Here is a 22,703-nt window from a genome sequence, read left to right as displayed (position 1 = left end):
GTCGTCTCGCCACGGTGCCGGCCGGCCGCCGGCCCCGTGTCAGTTCTGGTGCGACTCGTAGTGCGCGACCGCGTCGGCGGTGCGCCCGGCGCCGTACACCCGGAGGAACTCTGCCAGTTCCGGGTGGGCGGGGGCGAGCGAGTCGGCGGCGTCGATGATGTCGCCGGCGGCGGCCACGGAGCGCAGCAGCGACTGGATCTCGCGGACGACGCGGCGCACGGTCGGCGCGCCGGAACCGGTGGTGGTGGGGCTCGTGCCGGTGAGGACGGAGCCGCCCTGCGACTTCTTGATCTCGTCCATGCGGTCGGTGGCCTCGGCGGCGCTGACGCTGCCGTCGGCGACCTGTCCCGCGAGCTCCTGGAGGGCCTGGACGCGCTGGACGACGGCCGGGTTGCCGATCTTGGCCCGCTGGCCGCTCATCAGCTGGGACAGCATGGGCGCGGAGAGCCCGAGCACGGCCGCGAGCCTGGCCTGATTGAGCCCGAGATCGTCGATCAGGCGACGGAAGAGCGCCCCCAGCGGCTCTCCGTACCAACTGCGCTGAAGCTCTCTGGCTCTTGCCGTGGCTTCCTGCTGCGCTGCGTCCATTGCTTACTCCCCATCCCTTAGGTTCGCCACTGCGAACCTCGGTCAGCATCTTACGGAGAGTGGTCGCCGACCGGGAGTCCCAATCCTTTTGCCGGACATGGGGGGTGACCCGGTACGCTGTCCTCGTTCCGGGGCCTTAGCTCAGTTGGTAGAGCGCTGTCTTTGCATGGCAGATGTCAGGGGTTCGACTCCCCTAGGCTCCACTCTTCAGCACCCCCTTGACCTGTGGAAACGCGGTCAGGGGGGTGTTTTTTGCGCCGTTGGCGCGACCCGCGGCCGGCCGGCGTGCGCGGGGTTCGGCGGGGGTGCCGTCGCCCTTGTGGGTCACTCTTGCGGATCGCCCTTGCGGATCCCCCCCCGAGGATCTCCTCGGAGTGATGGGGAGGAGGCCGCCGTCATCGCCGCTCCGGCCGTCGAGCCTCGTGACGAGATGGTTCGACTCCTCGAACAGGCGGGTCGCGGGAGGGGTGTGCTGCCTTCCCTCCCCCGGGTCCGACGAGATGCGGGATTTGCGCAAAGGTCCTGTGAGGTGACAGGGAGCCTTGGGCCGCAACCCATGGAAGCCCCTGCGATTTCCGTTCGCAACACATGAGTCCGAGTGACATGTGACATAAACCGGAAGTCGTGGGGGGTGCTGTGGGCAACCTGTGCCCACCTCGCTGGTCTCACGCTGGGGGAGCCGGATGGGCTCTCCGGACGCAGTCTTGTGTGGGGGGATCTCCGAGTGCTGAACCAGCTGCAGCCCGTGCGGCTCAGGACCCGTTTAAAGCGGCTCGAGGCGCGTGACGTGCCGGGCCCGGGGACGAAGCGCCCGGCGCGGCTCCACGCGCTCGACGGGACCAGACTGGTGGCGGCGCTCATGGTGGTCGCGTACCACTACACGGCGCGCGGCGGCGGCTGGCCGACGCCGGTGAGGGAGATGTTCCCCGGAACCTTCCGCCTGTCGGCGTACGGCTATCTCGGCGTCCAGCTCTTCTTCCTCATCAGCGGCTTCGTCATCTGCATGAGCGCGTGGAACCGGCCCGTGAAGGCCTTCTTCGTCTCGCGGGTGGTCCGGCTCTACCCGGCGTACTGGTTCGCGGTCATCGCGACCACCATCACCGTCGCGGTCGTCCCCGGCGGCCGCCGCCACCTTCCGTGGAACGACGTCCTGACCAACATGACGATGCTTCAGCAGGCCTTCTGGGTCCCGCACGTCGACGCCGTCTACTGGACGCTCTTCACGGAGCTCCGCTTCTACCTGCTGTTCGTCCTGGTCGCCTGGTGGGGCCTGACGTACAAGAGGGTCCTGCTCTTCTGCTGCGTCTGGGGCGCCGCCACGCTCGTCGTCGCCAAGGCGCCGCCCGGACCGCTGCGGATGCTGCTGATCCCCGAGTACAGCTGGTTCTTCATCGCCGGAATGGCGTTCTACCTGATGTACCGGTTCCGGCCGAACCTGATGCTCTTCGGCATCGTCGGCATCTGCTTCTGCGCCTCCCTCGCACCCACCATCGACGAGTTCAAGCACCTCACGCCCTTCCTCGGCCGGCGTGCCGCGTGGCCCGTGATCGTGGTGCTCGCGGCTTTCTTCGGGATGATGGCGCTCATCGCCACGGGCAGGCTCTCCCGCGTCCAGTGGCGGTGGCTGCCGGTCCTGGGCGCGCTGACCTACCCGCTGTACCTGCTCCACCAGGTGATCGGCTGGGAGCTCATCGGCTACTTCGCGCCGCGCGAGCTCGTCTCCCCGTGGGGGCTCGTCGGTGTGCTGGTCCTCGGGATGCTGGTGCTGTCGTACCTGGTGAACAAGCTCGTCGAGAAGCCGCTGGGCGACTACCTCAAGCGGGGGCTCGCCCAGCTCTGACCCCGGGTTGATCCGGACGGGTGGTGTTGATCGGAAGAACTGCGCGGAGGCGGCGGTGCTCCGTGAGAAACGGGCGCGCAGCCACATCATGAGGAAAGTACGTAAAGCGCGCAAACCGAAATGAACCATCCGGGAACGTCACGAAAGTGAGGGGCCATGGCCACCGCCAAGGTCAAGCAGTTCTGGACCGCCTTCATCTCCGTCCTCTTCGCCCTCCTCGCCTCCGTCGGCCTGGCGAGCACGGCCGCCGCGGCCGGGCAGCCCGCCGTCACGCAGCCCGAGGAGCCGGCCGCGCCCGCCGCCGTCCCCGCCGCCGCCCCGACCGGGCAGCGCGCCCTGCCCTCCGTACCGGCACAGCGGGCGCACCGGTGGCCGCTGGCCGGGGACCGCTCCCTGCCGCCCACCATCAAGCAGCGCATCGCCGCCGAGGCCCACGGCTCCTCGCCCTCCGCGCGGCAGCGGTCCTCGTCGACCGCCGCGGCCGGGACCGACCCGGCCGCGCTGACCGAGCTGGCGCTCGCCGCGGCGGCGTAGGGCGCGGGGAGCGCACTCCCCACGCCCTCACGCGCAGGCCCCTGCAGAACCCCGGTAGGAACCGGAAGAACCCAGGTAGGGCCCGGCGGAATCTCGTAGGACCCAGCAGGACCCAGGTAGGGCCCGGCAGAATCTCGTAGGACCCAGCAGGACCCCGGTAGGACCCGGCGGAATCTCGTAGGACCCAGCAGAACCCCGGTAGGACCCGGCGGAACCCCGTACGGCTCCGGTAGGGCCCCGGGCAGAACCCTTGCAGGACCCCGGCAGGGCCCCGTGGTGATCGGTCAGCGGCGTTCGTCGCGTTCGGTGGCCGCGGCATCCGACTCGGTCTCTTCCTCCGCATCGGGGGAGGCCCCACTGCCGTCCACGGACGACAGCGAGGAGCCCTCGTCCCCCGTCTCGGTGGGCGCGGGAGGTTCGACCAGCCAGTCGGGATTGGCCTGCCTGTCCCACCACTTCCAGGCGGCGAAGGCGCCGCCGACCAGAAGGCCGAGGACGACCAGTCCCTTGGCCAGGCGTCCGGCCCTGGCCCGACGCTCGTGCTTCTTCACGATCTTCTTGATGTCCTCCGGTGTCACCTGACCGCGCAGCGCGGCCCAGGCGGCGGTGGAACGCGCCCCGGCCTCGTCGAGGACCGGACCGGTCGCGGCGACCGCGCTCTCGACGCGCGGAACGGTGTAGTCGGCCGCCTGACGGGCGGCCTGGCGGGTCTTGACCGCCGCACGGTGTGCGGCCGCGTCGACCCGCGGCGGTACGTGCGGTGCGACATAGCAGTCGTACTGCGCGCGAGCCTGCGTACGGGCCGCGGACGCGGCCTTCGAGACCTTCGGCGCGAGCACCGCTCGCGCCTCGTGTGCGTAGTGCGCGGCCTGGTCCTTGGCCGTGCCGGCGTACGGCGCCACCACTTCCGCGGCGTGCAGGACGCTCTCCTTCGCCGAATCTGTCGCGGCGCGCACGCTGTCCATGCGGGTCACGGGAATCCTCCTCCTCGGTGGCGATGTCGGTTTTTCACCTTTCCATCCTTTTCGGCATCATGCCCGCCGGAGCGGCCTCCGGCATGCGGGGCTGGCATCCGGGGCATGCGAGGATCGGACACGCCAGAGACAGACGTGACATGACGCGACACGACGTGGACGGAAGGCGACCGTGGCCGAGCAGCTGTACGCGATCCTCAAGACGAGCCTGGGCGACATCGAGGTGCGGCTGATGCCGTTCCACGCCCCGAAGACGGTCCGGAACTTCGTCGAACTCGCCTCCGGCGAGCGCGAGTGGACGCACCCCGCCACCGGCACGGTCTCCTCGGACCCGCTCTACGACGGCACGTCCTTCCACCGGGTCATCAAGGGCTTCATGATCCAGGGCGGCGACCCGCTGGGGAACGGCACGGGCGGCCCGGGCTACGAGTTCGCCGACGAGTTCCACCCGGAGCTCTTCTTCGACCGCCCCTACCTGCTGGCCATGGCCAACGCCGGCCCGGGCACCAACGGCTCGCAGTTCTTCGTCACCGTCGGCCCCGCGACCTGGCTGAACCGCAAGCACACCATCTTCGGCGAGGTCGTGGACAAGGAGAGCCGGAAGGTCGTGGACGCGATCGCGGCCACCCCGACCGACCCGCACACCGAGCGTCCGCTCCAGGACGTGATCGTCGAGTCCGTGGTGATCGAGAAGCGCTGAGGCGGAAGGGACGGGACCTCCCATGGACACGCAGCCCGGACTGCTGCGCTGCTACCGCCACCCGGAGGCCGAGACCGGCATCCGCTGCGTCCGCTGCGAGCGGCCCATCTGCACGCAGTGCATGATCTCCGCGTCCGTCGGCTTCCAGTGCCCCGAGTGCGTGCGGGGCGGCTCGGGGACGGGTCACGCCGCCGACGCCAACCAGCCCCGGACGCTCGCCGGCGGCCGGGTGGCGGCGGACGGACGGCTCGTCACCAAGATCTTCATGGCGATCAACCTGGCACTGTTCATCGCCGTCCAGGTGGTGGGCGACCGGCTCATCGACGACCTCGCGCTGATCGGCGGCGCCTACCTCCCCAGCGGTGAGCTGGTCGGGGTCGCGGACGGCGAGTGGTACCGCCTGCTGACCTCCGCCTTCCTCCACCAGGAGATCCCGCACCTCCTCTTCAACATGCTGGGCCTGTGGATGATCGGCGGGATCGTCGAACCCGAGCTGGGGCGGATCCGGTACACGGCCCTGTGCCTGCTCTCCGGGCTCTCCGGCTCCGCGCTCGCCTATCTGCTCTCCCCGCAGAACCAGTTCTCGCTCGGCGCCTCCGGCATCGTCTACGGCCTGCTCGGCGCCTGGATCGTGCTGGCCCGGCGCAGGCGGCAGGACATGCGGCCGGCGCTGCTGTTCGTGGCGCTGAACCTGCTCATCACGTTCACCCGTCCGGGGATCTCCTGGCAGGCGCACGTCGGCGGTCTGGTGGCCGGAGTCCTGCTGACGTACGTGATGGTGCACGCGCCCCGCGCCCGGCGGGACCTCGTGCAGTACGGGGCGTGCGCGGTGGTGCTGCTGATCGACCTGGGGATCGTTCTCGCCCGTTCGGCTGCGCTCACCTGAGCACACAGGCCTGTGGAAGAGCTTCTCTGTGAGCTTTCCCCAGAGTTATCCACAGTGCGTGGCGAACCCTCTCCGCTCTGTGGGGAAAGACGACGCCCCCCGCCTCTGACCTGGAGTTTCTCCAGGGAGGCGAGGGGCGTCGCGCGTTTCGGCGAAGGTGATTCCAGTCATACCGGCGTCAACCTCGCGCCGAGTTATCCACAGATCTTCGTAAGTTATCCAGTGCTGTGCACAACGCTGTGGATAAGCTCGGGGGAGAACTTGACGAGCGGCCGTCGCGACCGCTACATCACCCGCGCTCGGGCTGCTTCAGCCGCGCTCGGCCGGCATCAGCCGTGCTCGGGCCGCTTCAGCCGCTCGGTGGAAGCGACTACTTCCACTGCGTGGAGACGCCGAAGCCGGCCGCGATGAAGCCGAAGCCCACCACGATGTTCCAGTTCCGGATCGACTCGACCGGCATGGAGCCGTCGGTGACGTAGAAGACCACGATCCACACCAGACCGATGGCGAACAGGGCCAGCATCACGGGCGCCACCCAGCTGCGGTTGGTCAGCTTGATGTTGGTGGCCTGCTTGGCGGGCGGAGGCGTGAAGTCGGCCTTCTTGCGGATCCGTGACTTCGGCACGAGGGACTCTCCTGTCGATGCGCTGCGTGACCGCGCAGGGAACTGTGGCTGGCGCCGGGATGTGACGAAGGAGGACGACTGCGTCCCCCAGGCGTCCGTTAGCGTAGTGGTTCCACGGCACCGAAGGGGATCAGGGTACGTTGAGCAATTCCGCCGACACTCCCGAAGGGCCGGGCCGCACCACGAGGTGGCGCCCCGTCCGGGTGCTCACCCTTGCCGTTTTCGCCCTCGCCGGACTGATCTTCGTCACGAGCTTCAACACCGCCAAGGGCACCAACCTGCGCACGGACGCCTCGCTCCTGCGGCTCTCCGACCTCATCGAGGAACGCAGCCACAAGAACGCCGGCCTCGACGAGTCCACCGCCGCCCTCCGCACCCGCGTCGACTCCCTCGCCGCCCGCGACGACGGCTCCACGCGCGCGCAGGACGAGAAACTCGACGCCCTCGAAGCCAAGGCCGGCACCACCGAGGTCTCCGGAGCCGGCCTCACCGTCACCCTCGACGACGCCCCGCCGAACGCCCAGGCCGCCCCCGGCTACCCCGAACCGCAGGCCAACGACCTGGTCATCCACCAGCAGGACCTCCAGGCCGTCGTCAACGCCCTGTGGAACGGCGGCGCCGAAGGCATCCGCGTCATGGACCAGCGGCTCATCTCCACCAGCGCCGTCCGCTGCGTCGGCAACACCCTGATCCTCCAGGGCCGTGTCTACTCGCCGCCCTACAAGATCACCGCCGTCGGTGACCGGGGAAAGCTGAACAAGGCGCTCGCCGACTCCCCCGCGCTCCAGAACTACCAGCTGTACGTCAAGGCGTACGGACTCGGCTGGAAAGTCGACGAGCACAAGGCGGTGACTCTTCCCGGGTACTCGGGCACAGTGGACCTCCACTACGCGAAGCCGGTGAGCTGACGGCGGGAGGGCCGCTTGCGTCTCGTCGTCAGGACCCTCAGCGAACTGTGCATCACCGCCGGCGCCCTCGTCGTCCTCTTCGTCGCGTACCTCCTCTACTGGACCGGCGTCCAGGCCGACAGCGCGAGCGCCGCCCAGATCGACACCCTCCAGCGCGAGTGGGCCGACACCCCCGTCGCCGCCGCACCCGCGCGCGTACCGGCGCCGTACGTCACCGGCAAGGGCATCGCCGTCATGTACGTCCCCCGGCTCGGCCGCGACTGGAAATGGCCCGTCCTCGAAGGCACCGGACCCGACGTCCTGAAACAGGGCCTCGGGCACTACGCCCGCACCGCCCCGCTCGGCGGCACCGGGAACTTCGCCGTCGCCGGCCACCGCAGGACCCACGGCGACCCCTTCAAGGACTTCCCGCGCCTGCGCCCCGGCGACGCGGTCGTCCTCACCGACGGCACGACCTGGTTCACGTACCGGATCGACCGCGGCCCGTACCGGACCGTCCCCGCCGACACCGCCGTCGTCGACCCCGTCCCCAGGAAGTCCGGCTTCGACGGGCCCGGCCGCTACCTCACCCTCACCACCTGCGACCCCGAGTGGGGCAGCAGCCACCGGCTGATCGTCTGGGCGCACCTCGACGCCACCCGGCCGGTGACCGACGGCCGTCCACAGGCTTTGGACAGCTGACCCCCCACGGCCCCCTCGCCCCGTACTCTGGTCCCCGTAACGAACGGAAGGGGCGGTCGACGTCATGTACGGCTGGATCTGGCGGCATCTGCCGGGCAACGCGTGGGTACGGGCGCTGATCTCGATCGTGCTGGTCCTCGCGATCGTCTACGTCCTCTTCCAGTACGTGTTCCCCTGGGCGGAGCCTCTGCTTCCGTTCAACGATGTGACGGTGGACGGCCAGTGAGCGCGCGAATTCTCGTCGTCGACAACTACGACAGCTTCGTCTTCAACCTCGTTCAGTACCTCTACCAGCTCGGTGCCGAGTGCGAAGTCCTCCGCAACGACGAGGTGGAGCTCTCGCACGCGCAGGACGGCTTCGACGGCGTGCTCCTGTCGCCCGGGCCCGGCGCGCCCGAGCAGGCCGGGGTCTGCATCGACATGGTCCGCCACTGCGCCGACACCGGCGTGCCCGTCTTCGGCGTCTGCCTCGGCATGCAGTCGATGGCCGTCGCGTACGGCGGCGTCGTCGACCGCGCGCCCGAGCTGCTGCACGGCAAGACCTCCCTCGTCACGCACGGGGGCCAGGGCGTCTTCGCCGGACTGCCCTCGCCGTTCACCGCCACCCGCTACCACTCGCTGGCCGCCGAGCCCGCCGCGCTGCCGGCCGAGCTCGAGGTCACCGCGCGGACCGAGGACGGCATCATCATGGGGCTGCGCCACCGTGAACTCCCGGTCGAGGGCGTGCAGTTCCACCCCGAGTCGGTCCTCACCGAGCACGGGCACCTGATGCTGGCCAACTGGCTGGAGCAGTGCGGCGACAAGGGGGCGGTCGGTCGGTCGGCGGGGCTCGCTCCGGTGGTGGGCAAGGCCGTCGCGTGACGACGGGCTCGCCGTGGTTCCGCCCGGCGAACGGACCGGACCCGGAGCCGATACCGGGGGACGGATACGAGCCTTACGTGGGGGATGAGCGGTACGTCGCCGGCGAGCACTACGTCCCCGCCGAGCCGCAGGGCGTCGCCGAGCCGCACGCGCCCGCCGAGCGGTACGTCCCCGCAGAGCCTTACGTTCACGCCGAGCCGCACCCGGGCGCCGAGGCGTACGCGCCGCCTGCCGAGCCGTACGCGCGCGCCGAGCATTACGTCCCCGCAGAGCCGCAGCCGCCTGCCGAGCGGTACGTCCCCGCCGAGCCGAGACCGGCCGCCGAGCGGTATGCCCATGCCGAGCCGCGACCGGCCGCCGAGTCGTACGTGCCCGCCGACTCCTACGCGCCCGCCGCGGATTACGCGTACGAGGAGCCGGCGGCGGCCCACGGCGGTGTCGCCCAGGACAACCCCTACGAGCCCTCGTACGGGCCGACAGAGCCGGATGACCCCCATCCGGACCCGGTGGACGGGACGATGCCCCTGCGGGCCGTGGAGGACCCCTCCGAGCCGCCGTCCCCGGGGCCCGGGCGGGCCGAGCGCCGCCGCGCCGCCAAGGGCGGCCGCGGCAGGAGCCGGAGTGCGGCCCCCGCCCCCGCTCCCGCTTCCGACGGACGTCCCCTCTCCCGCGTCGAGGCCCGCCGGGCCGCCCGCGCCGCCAAGGAGAGCGTCGGCGTCGTCGCCAGCCGGGTCGTCGGAGAACTCTTCATCACCTTCGGCGTCGTCATGCTCCTCTTCGTCACCTACCAGCTGTGGTGGACGAACGTCCGGGCCGGCCAGGAGACCGACAAGGCCAAGGCGCAGATCGAGGACACCTGGGCCAAGGGCGGCGACAAGAACGCGCCCGGCGCCTTCGAGCCCGGCAAGGGCTTCGCCATCATGTACATCCCCAAGCTGGACGTCGTCGTCCCCATCGCCGAGGGCACCAGCAAGACCGACGTCCTCGACAAGGGCATGGTCGGCCACTACGGCGAGGGCAGGCTCAAGACCGCCATGCCGGCGGACAAGCAGGGCAACTTCGCGGTGGCCGGCCACCGCAACACGCACGGCGAGCCGTTCCGGTACATCAACCAGCTGAAGCCCGGCGACCCGATCGTCGTCGAGACGCAGAGCGCGTACTACACGTACGAGATGTCCAGCATCCTGCCGCAGACCTCCCCCTCCAACGTCTCGGTGATCGAACCCGTACCGAAGCAGTCCGGCTTCAAGGGCCCCGGCCGGTACATCACGCTGACCACCTGCACGCCGGAGTTCACGAGCACGTACCGCATGATCGTGTGGGGCAAGCTGGTCGACGAACGCCCGCGCAGCAAGGGAAAGCCGGAAGCGCTCGTAGGCTGAGACCCCACACCTCCGGACGGGACGACGGGACGACCTAGTGGCACGCGCGCGCAACCGGATCGCCGGGATCATCAGCCTCTTCGGCGAACTCCTCATCACGGCGGGCCTGGTGCTCGGCCTCTTCGTCGTCTACTCCCTGTGGTGGACCAACGTCCTCGCCGACCGCGCCGCCGACAAGGACGGCGCACAGGTCCGCGACCGCTGGGCGACCGACGGGGCCGCCGGCGCCCCCGGCGCGCTGGACACCAAGGACGGCATCGGCTTCCTCCACGTACCCGCCATGGACAACGGCGAGGTCCTGGTGAAGCGGGGCACCGGCACCGACGTCCTCAACCACGGCGTCGCCGGCTACTACACCGACCCGGTCAAGTCCGCGCTGCCGCAGGACAAGCAGGGCAACTTCACGCTCGCCGCGCACCGGGACGGGCACGGCGCCAAGTTCCACAACATCCACAAGTTGAAGACCGGGGACGCGATCGTCTTCGAGACCAAGGACACCTGGTACGTCTACAAGGTCTACAAGACCCTGCCCGAGACCACGAAGTACAACGTGGACGTCCTCCAGCCGGTCCCGAAGGAATCCGGCAAGACCAAGCCCGGCCGCTACATCACGCTGACCACCTGCACCCCCATGTACACCTCGGACTACCGCTACATCGTCTGGGGCGAGCTGGAGCGCACCGAGAAGGTCGACCACGACCGGACCCCTCCGGCGGAACTGCGCTGACGTCGGACAGCGGGAGAGCCCCGGCATCCAGTACGGATTCCGGGGCTCTCGCCTTGGTCCTGGCGGGCGTCAGCCGAAGAAGCCGCCGCCCCCACCACCGGGGTTGCCGTTGTTGTCCCCGCCGCCGCCCAGCGTCATGACGGTGATCGGCTGGGTCTTGTCGATCATCGAACCCTCCGGCGGGTTCGTGCTGAGGACCATGGCGTCCTCCTTGTCGGAGCCCTGCTGGACGACCGTGAAGCCCATGCCCTGGAGCAGGTCCCGGACGTCCTTGAACTTCTTGCCGGTCAGGCCCGTGGGGATCTGGGCCTGGGTCTGCTGCGGGCCCTTGGAGACCTTCAGCACGATCTGGACGTCCTTCGGCTGGTTCGACGGGCCCTGGGGGGTCTGGTCGATGACCGTGCCCGCGGGCTCGTTCGAGTCGACCTCCTCCTTGGACACGTTCGTGAAGCCGATCGAGCTCAGCTGCTGGGAGGCCTGCTCCCAGGTACGACCCTTGAAGCTGGGGAGCTCCGACAGCTCCTTCTTCGCGACCGTGATCGTGATCTCGGAGTTCTTCTCCGCCTTGGTGCCGCCGTCCGGGTTCTGCTTCAGAACCGTGCCGGGGTCCTCCGCGGACTCCTCCTGCTCGACCTTGACCTTGAAGCCGCTGTCCTTGAGGCGCTGCTCGGCCCGGTCCTGGGACTGCTCGACGACGTCCGGGACCTCGACGAGCGGGGCGCCCTCGGAGACGTACACCTGGATCGTGCCGTCGACGTCCATCTTCGCGGTCTCGCTCGCGGCCGGCTCCTGGCGGCAGATGGTGTCCTTGGGCTGGTCGCAGCGCTCGGTGCCGGCCTGCTGGACCTTCACCTGGACGTTGCCGGCGCGTTCCTGCGCGCCCTGCATCGTCTGGCCGACCAGCTGCGGGACCGTGACCTTCTGCGGCCCGTCGTTCTTGTCCATGAGCGCGACGCCGATGAAGACCGCGCCGACGAGCACCAGGACGCCCGCGAGGGCCAGCAGGATCGTCGAGGTGTTCGACTTCTTCTGGCCACCGCCGCGACGGCGGTCCGGGCGGTCGTCATAGCCGTAGCCGCCGTCGTCCGGGTTCACCGGCGGCAGCATCGACGTCTGTCCGGCCGGGTCGGCCTGGCGCAGCGCGGTGGTCGGCTGGTCCTCCGGCGGATAGCCGCCGTAGCCCCCGCCGTACGCGGGCGCGCCCGCCATGCCCATCCCGATGCCCATCGCGACGGCGGCCGCGACCGGCTGACCGTCGAGGCAGGCCTCGATGTCCGCACGCATCTCGTCGGCGGACTGGTAGCGGTAGTCGGGGTCCTTGACCAGCGCCTTCAGGACGATGGCGTCCATCTCGGGCGTGATCTCGGGGTCGAAGTTGCTCGGCGGCTGCGGCTCCTCGCGGACGTGCTGGTACGCGACCGCGACCGGGGAGTCGCCGATGAACGGGGGACGGACGGTGAGCAGCTCGTAGAGCAGGCAGCCCGTGGAGTACAGGTCGGAGCGGGCGTCGACCTGCTCGCCCTTGGCCTGCTCGGGGGAGAGGTACTGGGCCGTGCCGATCACCGCGGCGGTCTGCGTCATGGTCATGCCCGCGTCGCCCATGGCGCGCGCGATGCCGAAGTCCATGACCTTGACCTGGCCGGTGCGCGTCAGCATGACGTTCGCCGGCTTGATGTCACGGTGCACGATGCCGGCGCGGTGCGAGTACTCCAGCGCCTGGAGGATGCCGACCGTCATCTCGAGGGTGCGCTCGGGCAGCAGCTTGCGCCCGGAGTGCAGCAGCTCACGCAGGGTCGACCCGTCGACGTACTCCATCACGATGTACGGGATGGAGACCTGGTCGACGTAGTCCTCGCCGGTGTCGTACACCGCGACGATCGCCGGGTGGTTCAGCGAGGCGGCGGACTGTGCCTCACGGCGGAACCGGGCCTGGAAGGACGGATCACGGGCCAGGTCGGCCCGCAGCGTCTTCACGGCGACGGTGCGGCCGAGCCGGGTGTCCTGGGCGAGGTACACCTCGGCCATGCCACCACGGCCGAGCACCGGGCCCAGCTCGTACCGGCCGCCGAGGCGACGCGGCTCTTCCATAGCTAATCCAGCCCTCTCCGTCTGTCCCGACCGCACCCATGGGTGGTCCGGCGGTGTGTGCTGTTCGCGCATACGCTACCGGCCCCGGGGAGGCGATCCGCCCGGGGCCGGTAGCTGATACCTGACCGGTACCTGGCTCGTACGGGGTCCGGGGGGTCAGCCCCGGGTCTTGATGACCGCCTTCATCACGGCCTTGGCGATCGGGGCGGCGAGGCCGCCACCGGTGATGTCCTCACGGTCGGTGCCCGCCGAGTCCTCGACGACCACGGCGACCGCGACGGGGGAGCCCTCGGAGGTCTTCGCGTACGAGATGAACCAGGCGTACGGGCGCTTGGCGTTCTTCTCGCCGTGCTGGGCCGTACCCGTCTTGCCGCCGACCTTCACGCCGTCCATGTGCAGGTCGGCGTTGCCGCCGGTGCCGTTGGCGACGACGCTCTCCATCATCTGCTGGAGCAGCTGGGCGTTGGCCGGTGAGACCGGCTGGCTCATCTCCTCCGGCTCGTTCTGCTTGATGATGTCGAGGTTCGGGGCGCGCAGCTGGTCGATCATGTACGGCTTCATCAGTTTGCCGTCGTTGGCGATCGCCGCTGTGACCATCGCCATCTGCAGCGGGGTCGTCGCGGTGTTGAACTGGCCGATCGACGAGAGCGCGTTGCCGCCGCGGTCCGAGTTCTTGTCGAAGACGGAGGCCGAGGAGCGGACCGGGGTGAACTGCTCGTTGTTGAAGCCGAACTTCTCCGCCATCTCGACCATCTTGTCGCGGCCGACGTCGTCGCCGAGCTTCGCGAAGACCGAGTTGCAGGAGATGTCGAGGGCGTGCTTGATGCTGGCGTTGGCGCAGCCCTTGGCGTGGTTGATCATCGGCTGGGTGGAGAGCGGGATCTTCCAGCCCTCGGGGGTGTCGGTCGGCGCGTTGATGTCGGTGATCTTGCCGTTCTCGAGCGCGGCGGCGGCGGTGACGACCTTGAAGACGGAGCCGGGGGGGTAGATCTCGCGGAGCGCCCGGTTCTGCTTCGGCTTGTTCTTGTCGTTCTCCAGCGCGACCCAGGCCTTCTCGTCCTTGCCGGAATAGCCGGCGAAGGACGAGGGGTCGTACGAGGGCGTGGACGCCATCGCCAGGATCTTGCCGGTCTTCGGCTCGATGGCGACGACGGCGCCGGTCTTGCTGCCGAGCCCCTGGTAGGCGGCCTTCTGGGCGGCGCCGCTGAGGGTGGTGACGACGTCGCCGCCCTTCTTCTTCTCGCCGGTGAACATGGCGAGGGTGCGGTCGAAGAAGAGCCGGTCGTCGTTGCCCGTGAGGATGCCGTCCTCGATCTTCTCGATCTGGTTGGCGTCGTAGGCCTGCGAGGCGTACCCGGTGACCGGGGCCCACATGGGGCCGTCGACGTAGGTCCGCTTGTACTTGTAGAACTTGTCGCCCGAGTCGACGGAGCCCGTGACGGGCTTGCCGTCGACGATGATGTTGCCGCGCTCGTTCGAGTACCGCGCGATCTGGACGCGCCGGTTCTTGGGGTTCGAGTTCAGCTCCTCGGCGCGGACGCCCTGGAGCCAGTTGTCCCGCAGGAGCAGGGCGAGGATGAGCAGGCCGCAGAAGATCGCGACCCGGCGCAGCGGCTTGTTCACGGACGGACCACCTGGGTCATCTCGGCATCGGGGTTCGGGGCGGGGGCGGGCGCGGGACGGCGCGCGGTGTCGCTGATCCGGATCAGGATGCCGATCAGGGCCCAGTTGGCGATGACGGAGGATCCGCCGTACGCGAGGAACGGCATCGTCATACCGGTGAGCGGGATGAGACCCATCACACCGCCGGCGACGACGAAGACCTGCAGTGCGAAGGCGCCGGAGAGCCCCATCGCCAGCAGCTTGCCGAACGGGTCGCGGGCCGCGAGCGCGGTGCGGACACCGCGCTCGATGATCAGGCCGTAGAAGAGCAGGAAGACCATCACGCCGGTCAGACCGAGCTCCTCGCCGACCGTGGCGAAGATGAAGTCGGAGTTCGCGGCGAACTGGACCAGGTCTGAATTGCCCTGGCCGAGACCGGTGCCGAGGATGCCGCCGGAACCGAAGGACATCAGCACCTGCGTCATCTGGTCGCAGGCGTACGCCATGTTGGAGCCGGCAGGCGCCGTCTTCAGGCACTCGAAGGGGTCGAGCCAGGCCTGGACGCGCGACTGCACGTGACTTGCCGTCGAACCGACGACCACGGCACCCGCGGAAGACATCAGCAGACCCATGACGACCCAGCTGGTCCGCTCCGTCGCCACGTACAGCATGATCACGAACATGCCGAAGAACAGGAGCGAGGTACCGAGGTCGTTCTCGAAGACCAGGATGAGGAGGCTGATCGCCCAGATCGTCAGGATCGGGCCGAGGTCACGGCCACGCGGCAGGTAGAGCCCCATGAAGCGGCGGCTGGCCAGGGCCAGCGCGTCCCGCTTCACCATCAGGTAGCCGGAGAAGAAGATCGCCAGCACCAGCTTGGCGAACTCACCGGGCTGGATCGAGAAGCCGCCGACGCGGATCCAGATCTTGGCGCCGAAGACGTCCGCGCCGAGCCCGGGCACCAGCGGCAGCAGCAGCAGGATGAGCGCCACCACCATCGAGATGTATGTGTACCGCTGCAGCACCCGGTGATCCTTGAGCAGCAGCAGCACGCCCACGAACATGGCGATGCCGATCGCCGAGTACATCATCTGGTTCGGCGCGGACTCGCTGAACGCGCCGTACGTGCGCTTCGCCAGCGCGATCAGCCGAGGCGACTGGTCCAGACGCCAGATCAGCACCAGCCCCATGCCGTTCAGCAGGGTCGCCAGCGGGAGCAGCAGTGGGTCCGCGTACGGGGCCCACTTGCGCACCACCAGGTGCGCGACGCCCGCGAGCAGGGCCAGGCCGAGGCCGTACCCGGCCATTCCGGCCGGGACCTTGCCGTCGATGGCCAGGCCCACGTTGAGGTACGCGAACACCGGGATGACGACGGCGAACGCGAGCAGCGCCAGCTCGGTGTTGCGGCGGCTCGGCGCCTCGATCGCGCCGATGGTGGTCGTGTTGGTGACAACGCTCATGGTGGTGAAAGGCCCCCTACGGGTGCTTACTGCTTGCCGCAGTTCGAGGCCAGCTTCTGCTCCTCCGCGGTGAGGGTGGGACCCGGGGACGGAGCGGCTGTGGTGGGCTTGGAGTCAGGGGTGGCGGTGCCGCCCGGCTTCTGGGCCGGCGGCTTGCTCGCCTGGTCGGCGGCCTTCTCCGCGGCGGCGTGCCGCTGCTCGGCCTTCTTGCAGGCCGAGGCCTGCACGGCCAGCTCGGAGATCTTCGTCTCGGCCTTGCCGAGGCTGCCGCCCGCGATCGTGTCCTCGACCTGCTTCCGCTGGTAGGCGGGGAGGTACTTGAGTTCGATCTCGGGGTGGTCCTTCTCGACCTTCGAGAGCGACACCCACGCCAGGTCCTGGCTGATGCCCTGGTACAGCGCCACGTGCTGGTCCTTGGCACCCACGTAGTACTGCGTCTGCGTCCAGCGCCAGCCCCCGTAGAGGCCGCCGCCGGCGATCCCGAGGACGAGGACGAGGAAGAAGGAGCGCTTCAGCCACTTGCGGCCGGTGCGCGGCTTGACGAAGTCCTCGTCCGTGTACGAGTCGAACGAGCCCTGCGGGGGCATGCCGCCGTACCCGTGGTCGTCGCCGCTGCCGGGCGGGCCGAAGCCCCCCGCGGGCGGCTGCTGGTGCGGCGCGGTGCGGCCGAGGCCCGAGGCGCGGCCGGCCGGGGTCTGCATCGCCCCGCCGTCGTTCAGCTGCGCCTGGTTCTCGGCGACGGCGCCGACGATGACCGGGGTGTCGCTGAGGTGACCGGCGAGGGTGTCGCCGCCGTCGACGTCGAGGACGTCGGCGACGATCACCGTGATGTTGTCGGGGCCGCCGCCGCGCAGCGCGAGCTGGATCAGCTCCTGCACGGTCTCCTGCGGGCCCTGGTAGCTGGCGAGGGTGTCCTCGAGGGTCTGGTGCGAGACCACGCCGGACAGGCCGTCGGAGCAGATCAGATAGCGGTCGCCGGCCCGGACCTCACGGATGGAGAGGTCGGGTTCGACGTGGTCGCCGCTGCCCAGCGCGCGCATGAGGAGCGAGCGCTGCGGGTGGGTGGTGGCCTCTTCCTCGGTGATCCGGCCCTCGTCGACGAGACGCTGGACCCACGTGTGGTCCTGGGTGATCTGGGTGAGGAAGCCGTCGCGGAGCAGGTAGGCGCGGGAGTCGCCGACGTGCACGAGCCCGAGCCGCTGGCCGGTCCACAGCAGGGCGGTGAGCGTGGTGCCCATGCCCTCCAGCTGCGGGTCCTCCTCGACCATCATCCGCAGCTGGTCGTTGGCGCGCTGCACCGCCGTACCGAGCGAGGTGAGGATGTCCGAGCCGGGGACGTCGTCGTCGAGCGTGACGAGCGTGGAGATCACCTCGGAGGAGGCGACCTCGCCGGCGGCCTGGCCGCCCATGCCGTCGGCGATGGCGAGCAGCCGGGGCCCGGCGTAACCCGAGTCCTCGTTGCCCTCGCGGATCATGCCCTTGTGCGAGCCCGCGGCGAATCGAAGGGACAGAGTCATGCCCACCTGCCCTGTCGACGCTGCATCGGGGTACAGCCGGTCTCGACCCACACTGCCCACCCTCCGGTCGCTCCGGTCACGCCGGTCGATCCATTCGCTCCGGTCGGGAGCGCGGCACGTCCTGTGGCGGGGACCGTCCCGGCTCGCTCGCTCCGCTCGCTCATTTTCGTACTACTTCCGCAGCTCGATGACGGTCTTGCCGATGCGGATCGGCGCGCCCAGCGGAATCGGTGTGGCGGTGGTGAGGCGGGACCGGTCGAGGTACGTGCCGTTCGTGGACCCGAGGTCCTCGACGATCCACTGGCCGTCCCGGTCCGGGTAGATCCGGGCGTGGCGGCTGGACGCGTAGTCGTCGTCGAGCACGATCGTCGAGTCGTGCGCCCGGCCCAGCGTGATCGTCTGGCCCTGGAGGGCGACGGTCGTGCCGGTGAGGGTGCCCTCGGAGACGACCAGCTTGGTCGGCGCACCACGGCGCTGGCGACCGCCCGCGCTCTGCTGGCCGCGCTGCTGCGGAGGCGCGGCGGCCTGCCGCGCGCTCTGCTGGGGTCGCGCCTCCTGGCGCCGCGAACCGCGCTGGGTGACCCGCGTACCGAACAGGTCGCTGCGGATGACCTGGACGGCCACGATGACGAACAGCCACAGAACGGCCAGGAAACCCAACCGCATGACCGTCAGGGTCAGCTCTGACATTGCCCCCGCTTCACCCTTCGGCTTGCCGGTAAACGATGGTGGTGCTGCCCACGACGATCCGCGAGCCGTCGCGGAGCGTAGCGCGGGTGGTGTGCTGCCCGTCCACCACGATGCCGTTGGTGGATCCCAGATCCTGGATCGTCGAGGGCGTTCCGGTCCGGATCTCGCAGTGCCGGCGGGAGACGCCGGGATCGTCGATCCTCACGTCCGCGTCGGTGCTGCGGCCGAGGACCAGGGTCGAGCGGGAGATCTGGTGGCGGGTGCCGTTGATCTCGATCCAGCGGCGCACCGCGGAGCCCGCACCGGCGTGGGTGCCGGGGCCGGGCATGGATCCGGGGCCGCCCGCCGGGCGTCCGGCGGGAGCCGTCGGCCGGTGGCCGGGCGGGCCGGGAGGCGGAGAGGCGGGCATGGGCGGGGCGCCGGCCGGGGGGTACCCGTAACCGCCGCGGCCCTGACCCGGGCCCTGCTGCTGGTGCTGCTGCGGCTGTGACGTACTCGACGCCAGAGTGCGGCTGCGGACGCGGTACAGGCCGGTGTCGAGATCCTCGGCCTTCTCCAGGTGGACCTTGATCGGGCCCATGAAGGTGTACCGCTGCTGCTTCGCGTAGTCCCTGACCAGGCCGGCGAGCTCGTCGCCGAGCTGGCCCGAGTAGGGGCTGAGACGCTCGTAGTCCGGCGTGCTCAGCTCCACGATGAAGTCGTTGGGGACGACCGTCCGCTCACGGTTCCAGATCGTCGCGTTGTTGTCGCACTCGCGCTGGAGCGCGCCGGCGATCTCGACGGGCTGGACCTCGGACTTGAAGACCTTGGCGAAGGTGCCGTTGACCAGACCTTCGAGCCGCTGCTCGAAACGCTTCAGGACTCCCATGGGGCACCTCCTCCGTCGTTGTCGCCCTGGTACTGCTTACTGATCGTATCCACGCGTCGGGAAATCGGCTGGTTCCCCTTCTCTGCCCTGTGGACGAGTGTCACCTCTCACAGGCTTCCCCCACGGATCGTAGAGGCGGCCTGTGGACAGTGTCCCGCACCCGGCTGCGGGAGCGGAGGCTCGGGCCGGGGTTCCGGGACGGTCCGTCCGCTTCCTCCCCCCTTCTTCCTCCCTCTCCTCTCCCTTCCCGGCCTCCCCACTCCTCGCCGCCCACGGTCAGGGCGGGCTCGCGGTCCACACCCGGCCCGTGGGCGGCGAGGAGTGGCTCTCCCCCTCTCCTTGTTCTCCGGGAGCGGGGGCGAAACAACGGATGTGAATCCACGGTCTGCGACGTGCTAATCTTCAGATGTCGCCAGGCGCTCCCACTGAAAAGTGAGAGGGCAGGGAGACCACCCAATGCGCGGGTGGCGGAATAGGCAGACGCGCTGGATTCAGGTTCCAGTGCCCGCAAGGGCGTGGGGGTTCAACTCCCCCCTCGCGCACCAGACGGAAGCCCCGTAGGTCATCGACCTATGGGGCTTCCGCGTATGTCGGCACGAATGTGAGCCTTCCCACGTCGGTGCACGGGACGCGCGACTTTTGTCTTCGGAGTGCGAGACGAAAGAGAGGCGTCCGCGGTGGTGGGCGCTGCCTAGGGTTCGAGCGTGGACGCTATGTCGAAGTCGGGGAGCCGGACCGCGCGCGAGCTCGGAGCCAGGGCCGCCGCCGGGTGGAACTGGTTCGTGATGCCCGGTCGGTGGTCGCGGCAGAGGATCACCGGTGAGGTGGCCCTCGCCGTGGTCCTCGCGCTGCTCGCCGCGGGCACCGAGGAACTCCTCGGCGGCGAGGGGTGGCAGCTGGCCGCAGTCGCCGTGGGCGCGGCCGTGCTCTCGCTGGCACGGCGCAGACTCCCCGCGGGCGTACTCGTCCTGACCGCCGGCCTCGCACCCTTCCTGCCCGGCCTCGGGCCCCTGCTCATCGTGCTCGGCTGGTCGTCCGGGCGGTACGTCGCCAGCGCGGGGCGGGCACTGGCCGCGTTCGTCGCCGCCTTCGTCCTGAACGTCGGCGGGACGCTCCTGGAGACCTGGGACCGGCAGCGGCTGCTCACCGTCGCCTTCATGGCGACCCTCTACTACCTGGGCACCACACTGGCCCCCGGACTCGCCCACCGCTACTGGACCCAGCGGCGGACCCTGCTGCACGCGCTCCAGGAGCGCAACGCGCAACTGCTGCGCGAGCGGAACTGGGTGGTCTGGCAGGCCAGGCTGCGCGAGCGGCAGCGGATCGCCCAGGACATGCACGACAGCCTCGGGCACCAGCTGGCACTGATCGCCGTCCACACGGGCGCCCTCGAAGTGGACCGCGAGCTGGGCGAGCGGCAGCGCGAGGTGGTCGGCGTCCTGCGGACCGCCTCGGTGACCGCCATGCAGGAGCTGCGGGAGGTCGTCGGGATACTCCGGGACGGGGTCGCGGCACAGGACGGTACGGCGGCGCCCGCGCCCGCCGGGGACGAGACGGGGCGGGCCGCGCGCGGGACCGCCGGCATCGAGGGGCTCGTGGCGGCGGCCCGGGCGGCGGGCACCTCGGTCGGGCTGCGGCGGCTCGGGCAGGAGAGACCACTGGCGCCGGCCGCCGACCACGCCGCGTACAGGATCGTGCAGGAGGCCCTGACCAACGCCTACAAGTACGCGCCCGGAACGCCGATCGGAGTCGAGCTGCGCTACGAGCCGGACACCTTCGTCGTGGAGGTCGTCAACGGCAAGCCGGTGGACGGACCGGTGAAGGACGTGGTGAGCGGCGGCCAGGGGCTGGCCGGGCTCGTCGAGCGGGCCCGCCTGGTGGGCGGCATGTGCCATGCCGGCCCGGCCGACGACGGCGGGTTCCGGGTGGCCGGAATGCTGCCGTACGGGGCGGCGCCGGTCGCCGAGGCCGCGCCTTTGGTCGATGCGGCCGACGACTTCCGGCAGCAGACCACGAAGCCGCTGCTGGGCGATGGTCGTCCGGTCGCGGTCGGACCGGCCGACTGGACGTTCACGGAGCGGGAGTTGGCCATGGCGGTGCGTGGGGGCAGGAGCGGGAGCACGGGCGGGGGGATCGCGATCGGCTGCGGAATCGCGTTCGGGGCGATCGTCCTGCTGGTGGTGGCGGGAGGCTTCGCCTTCTCCTTCCTCCTGAGCTCGATGGGCGACGGAATGATCGACCGCGCCCAGTACGAGGCGGTGAAGGTCGGGATGACCGAGAAGGAGGTCCGGGACCGGCTGCCCTCGGGCGACACCATAGCCACGACAGGGCTGGACGACGGGGGACCCGCACGGCCCGCGGGAGCCGACTGCCTGGTGCTGATGTCCTCGGACATGGGCGACACCGACTACGACGAGGATCCCGTTTTCCGGTTCTGCTTCAAGGACGGCAAGCTGATCGAGAAGAAGTCGTACACGGTCGGGCAGCGTTAGCGCTGAGCGGCCCGTACCGGGCGTGGGGGAGAAGCAGTGGCAGGGCAGCCCATCAGGGTCGTGATCGCCGACGACGAGCCTCTGATCAGGGCCGGGATCCGGATGATCCTCATCTCCGACCCGGAGATCGAGGTCGTCGCGGAGGCCGCCAACGGGCGGGAGGCGGTCGAGGCCGCCCGGGCGCACGCCGCGGACGTGGTGCTCCTCGACATCCAGATGCCGGTGCTCGACGGCCTCTCCGCCCTGCCGGAGCTGCGCCGCGCCGCGCCCGCGGCCCGGGTGATCGTCCTGACGACCTTCGGGGAGCGGGAGAACGTGCTGCGGACCCTGGAGCACGGCGGCGCCGGGTTCCTGCTCAAGGACACGGCGCCCGCCGAGCTGATCCGGGCGGTGCGGGCGGCCGCGGCGGGAGACGCGTATCTGTCGCCGGCCGCGACCCGGCACGTGGTGGAGCGGCTGGCCATGGGCCGCGAGGGGGCGCGCGCCGAGGAGGCGCGGGCACGGGTGGCGGCGCTCAGCGAGAAGGAGCGGGACGTCCTGGCACTGCTCGGCGAAGGACTCTCCAACGCGGACGCCGGGAAGCGGCTGCACATGAGCGAGGGCACGGTGAAGACGTACGTGAGCCGGATCCTGTCCAAGCTGGCCTGCGAGAACCGCGTGCAGGCGGCGCTGCTCGCACGGGACGCGGGGCTGTAGACGCGGGGGCTGTGGACGCGGTGCGGTAGGGGCAGCCCGGTCCGGTCCGCGCGAGCCCGGGGTCAGTCCGCGGGGGTGTGGGGGAAGGGGCTCGTGGCCGCGGCGTTGTTGTAGCGCAGCAGGTACGCGGCGAAGCGGGCGAGGTCCTCGGCCGACCAGTCCTCCAGGCGCTCCTCGAAGGCGGCCATGCGGCTCGTCTGGGCCGCGGTGAGGACCCTGGTACCGGCCTCGGTGGGGTGCAGCACCTGCACCCGGTGGTCGTCGGGGGCTGGACGCCGCTCGACGAAGCCGAGCTTCTCCAGTCCGGCGACCTGACGGCTCACCGTCGACTTGTCCAGGAGGTAGTGGGCCGCGAGATCGGCGGCCCGGCAGCCGCGCTGCTCCTCGATGTGGGCGAGGAGCGTGTACGAGACGAGCGGGAGCTCGGGGTGGACCCGGGCCGCCGCGGCACGGGCACGGCGCGCGAAGGCCGTCAGCTCGCGCTGGATGACGTCCACCGACGCCTCGCGGGGTGGCTCTGTGCCGCCGGTCATCGTGGGCTCCCTGCTGTCGTTCGGGTGCGGGGTGCACCGTCTCGGCTTTCA

22 protein-coding genes and 2 tRNA genes are annotated in these 22,703 nt (G+C 70.1%); 14 read left to right on the top strand and 10 right to left on the bottom strand.

The features are described from left to right. Positions 1-39 precede the first annotated feature (39 nt). Positions 40-588: a helix-turn-helix domain-containing protein gene (locus GGE06_RS16180; protein ID WP_116159997.1), complete on the bottom strand. Its 549-nt coding sequence runs from the start codon at positions 586-588 to the stop codon at positions 40-42. Positions 589-718: 130 nt separating this feature from the next. Between GGE06_RS16180 and GGE06_RS16175 the strand changes: the two genes are divergently transcribed. The 3 genes from GGE06_RS16175 (at position 719) to GGE06_RS16165 (ending at position 2,962) form a co-directional block, all read left to right on the top strand. Next, positions 719-791: transfer RNA gene (locus GGE06_RS16175), tRNA-Ala, on the top strand. A gap of 521 nt (positions 792-1,312) precedes the next feature. Beyond that, on the top strand, positions 1,313-2,428 hold the full coding sequence (locus GGE06_RS16170; protein ID WP_147321083.1) for an acyltransferase family protein: 1,116 nt from the start codon (positions 1,313-1,315) through the stop codon (positions 2,426-2,428). Between the two features lie 156 nt (positions 2,429-2,584). After that, positions 2,585-2,962, top strand: coding sequence for a DUF6344 domain-containing protein (locus tag GGE06_RS16165; protein ID WP_116159999.1), 378 nt, complete (start codon positions 2,585-2,587; stop codon positions 2,960-2,962). A gap of 284 nt (positions 2,963-3,246) precedes the next feature. On the opposite strand, the gene GGE06_RS16160 is transcribed toward GGE06_RS16165, so the two are convergent. Next, positions 3,247-3,936: a DUF5324 family protein gene (locus tag GGE06_RS16160; RefSeq protein ID WP_116160000.1), complete on the bottom strand. Its 690-nt coding sequence runs from the start codon at positions 3,934-3,936 to the stop codon at positions 3,247-3,249. 172 nt (positions 3,937-4,108) lie between these two features. Here GGE06_RS16160 and GGE06_RS16155 point away from each other — a divergent pair, with 172 nt between their 5' ends. Together GGE06_RS16155 and GGE06_RS16150 are read left to right on the top strand one after the other, a co-directional pair. Further along, positions 4,109-4,636: a peptidylprolyl isomerase gene (locus GGE06_RS16155; protein WP_116160001.1), complete on the top strand. Its 528-nt coding sequence runs from the start codon at positions 4,109-4,111 to the stop codon at positions 4,634-4,636. A gap of 22 nt (positions 4,637-4,658) precedes the next feature. Further along, positions 4,659-5,522 carry a rhomboid family intramembrane serine protease gene (locus GGE06_RS16150; RefSeq protein ID WP_116160002.1) on the top strand — a complete coding sequence of 288 codons (864 nt, stop codon included), beginning with the start codon at positions 4,659-4,661 and terminating at the stop codon, positions 5,520-5,522. Positions 5,523-5,892: 370 nt separating this feature from the next. On the opposite strand, the gene crgA is transcribed toward GGE06_RS16150, so the two are convergent. Further along, positions 5,893-6,147, bottom strand: coding sequence for a cell division protein CrgA (gene crgA / locus GGE06_RS16145; protein ID WP_056565215.1), 255 nt, complete (start codon positions 6,145-6,147; stop codon positions 5,893-5,895). Between the two features lie 140 nt (positions 6,148-6,287). Between crgA and GGE06_RS16140 the strand changes: the two genes are divergently transcribed. From GGE06_RS16140 to GGE06_RS16115, 6 genes are all read left to right on the top strand, one after another. Further along, positions 6,288-7,055 carry a DUF881 domain-containing protein gene (locus GGE06_RS16140; protein WP_116160003.1) on the top strand — a complete coding sequence of 256 codons (768 nt, stop codon included), beginning with the start codon at positions 6,288-6,290 and terminating at the stop codon, positions 7,053-7,055. A 15-nt stretch (positions 7,056-7,070) separates the two neighbouring features. Next, a complete protein-coding gene (locus GGE06_RS16135) occupies positions 7,071-7,736 on the top strand; it encodes a class E sortase (protein WP_184931119.1) in 666 nt (221 codons plus the stop codon). Between the two features lie 64 nt (positions 7,737-7,800). Continuing rightward, positions 7,801-7,962, top strand: a complete 162-nt coding sequence (locus tag GGE06_RS16130) for a hypothetical protein (RefSeq protein WP_030206689.1) — start codon at positions 7,801-7,803, stop codon at positions 7,960-7,962. After that, complete coding sequence (locus tag GGE06_RS16125; RefSeq protein ID WP_116160005.1) at positions 7,959-8,597, top strand: aminodeoxychorismate/anthranilate synthase component II; 639 nt, start codon at positions 7,959-7,961, stop codon at positions 8,595-8,597. Before GGE06_RS16130 ends, GGE06_RS16125 begins: the two co-directional genes overlap by 4 nt. Before the next feature lie 77 nt (positions 8,598-8,674). After that, positions 8,675-9,979, top strand: coding sequence for a class E sortase (locus GGE06_RS43735; protein WP_376773550.1), 1,305 nt, complete (start codon positions 8,675-8,677; stop codon positions 9,977-9,979). A gap of 37 nt (positions 9,980-10,016) precedes the next feature. Continuing rightward, the gene (locus tag GGE06_RS16115) at positions 10,017-10,706 is read left to right on the top strand and encodes a class E sortase (protein ID WP_116160007.1); all 690 of its coding nucleotides are present in this window, start codon (positions 10,017-10,019) and stop codon (positions 10,704-10,706) included. A gap of 69 nt (positions 10,707-10,775) precedes the next feature. On the opposite strand, the gene pknB is transcribed toward GGE06_RS16115, so the two are convergent. The 6 genes from pknB to GGE06_RS16085 form a co-directional block, all read right to left on the bottom strand. Further along, complete coding sequence (gene pknB, locus GGE06_RS16110; protein WP_116160008.1) at positions 10,776-12,794, bottom strand: Stk1 family PASTA domain-containing Ser/Thr kinase; 2,019 nt, start codon at positions 12,792-12,794, stop codon at positions 10,776-10,778. Positions 12,795-12,950: 156 nt separating this feature from the next. Then, positions 12,951-14,417: a peptidoglycan D,D-transpeptidase FtsI family protein gene (locus GGE06_RS16105; RefSeq protein ID WP_116160009.1), complete on the bottom strand. Its 1,467-nt coding sequence runs from the start codon at positions 14,415-14,417 to the stop codon at positions 12,951-12,953. Further along, positions 14,414-15,856: an FtsW/RodA/SpoVE family cell cycle protein gene (locus GGE06_RS16100; RefSeq protein WP_116160010.1), complete on the bottom strand. Its 1,443-nt coding sequence runs from the start codon at positions 15,854-15,856 to the stop codon at positions 14,414-14,416. The genes GGE06_RS16105 and GGE06_RS16100 overlap by 4 nt, the downstream gene beginning before the upstream one ends. A gap of 26 nt (positions 15,857-15,882) precedes the next feature. Further along, on the bottom strand, positions 15,883-17,373 hold the full coding sequence (locus GGE06_RS16095) for a Stp1/IreP family PP2C-type Ser/Thr phosphatase (protein WP_116160011.1): 1,491 nt from the start codon (positions 17,371-17,373) through the stop codon (positions 15,883-15,885). Between the two features lie 171 nt (positions 17,374-17,544). Beyond that, the gene (locus GGE06_RS16090; RefSeq protein ID WP_116160012.1) at positions 17,545-18,063 is read right to left on the bottom strand and encodes an FHA domain-containing protein FhaB/FipA; all 519 of its coding nucleotides are present in this window, start codon (positions 18,061-18,063) and stop codon (positions 17,545-17,547) included. Positions 18,064-18,073: 10 nt separating this feature from the next. Next, a complete protein-coding gene (locus GGE06_RS16085; protein WP_116160013.1) occupies positions 18,074-18,931 on the bottom strand; it encodes an FHA domain-containing protein in 858 nt (285 codons plus the stop codon). A 458-nt stretch (positions 18,932-19,389) separates the two neighbouring features. Between GGE06_RS16085 and GGE06_RS16080 the strand changes: the two genes are divergently transcribed. The 3 genes from GGE06_RS16080 (at position 19,390) to GGE06_RS16070 (ending at position 22,119) form a co-directional block, all read left to right on the top strand. Continuing rightward, a tRNA-Leu gene (locus GGE06_RS16080) sits at positions 19,390-19,476 on the top strand. 168 nt (positions 19,477-19,644) lie between these two features. Continuing rightward, on the top strand, positions 19,645-21,423 hold the full coding sequence (locus GGE06_RS16075) for a sensor histidine kinase (RefSeq protein ID WP_376773558.1): 1,779 nt from the start codon (positions 19,645-19,647) through the stop codon (positions 21,421-21,423). 36 nt (positions 21,424-21,459) lie between these two features. Next, positions 21,460-22,119, top strand: a complete 660-nt coding sequence (locus tag GGE06_RS16070) for a response regulator transcription factor (protein WP_116160014.1) — start codon at positions 21,460-21,462, stop codon at positions 22,117-22,119. A 62-nt stretch (positions 22,120-22,181) separates the two neighbouring features. Here the strand turns inward: GGE06_RS16070 and GGE06_RS16065 are convergent, their stop codons facing one another. Then, on the bottom strand, positions 22,182-22,652 hold the full coding sequence (locus tag GGE06_RS16065; RefSeq protein WP_184931118.1) for a MarR family winged helix-turn-helix transcriptional regulator: 471 nt from the start codon (positions 22,650-22,652) through the stop codon (positions 22,182-22,184). Positions 22,653-22,703 lie beyond the last annotated feature (51 nt).

Source organism: Streptomyces nymphaeiformis, assembly GCF_014203895.1.
In the GTDB taxonomy this organism is placed as follows: Bacteria; Actinomycetota; Actinomycetes; order Streptomycetales; family Streptomycetaceae; genus Streptomyces; species Streptomyces nymphaeiformis.
This window is presented reverse-complemented; position numbering and strand designations above follow the sequence as displayed.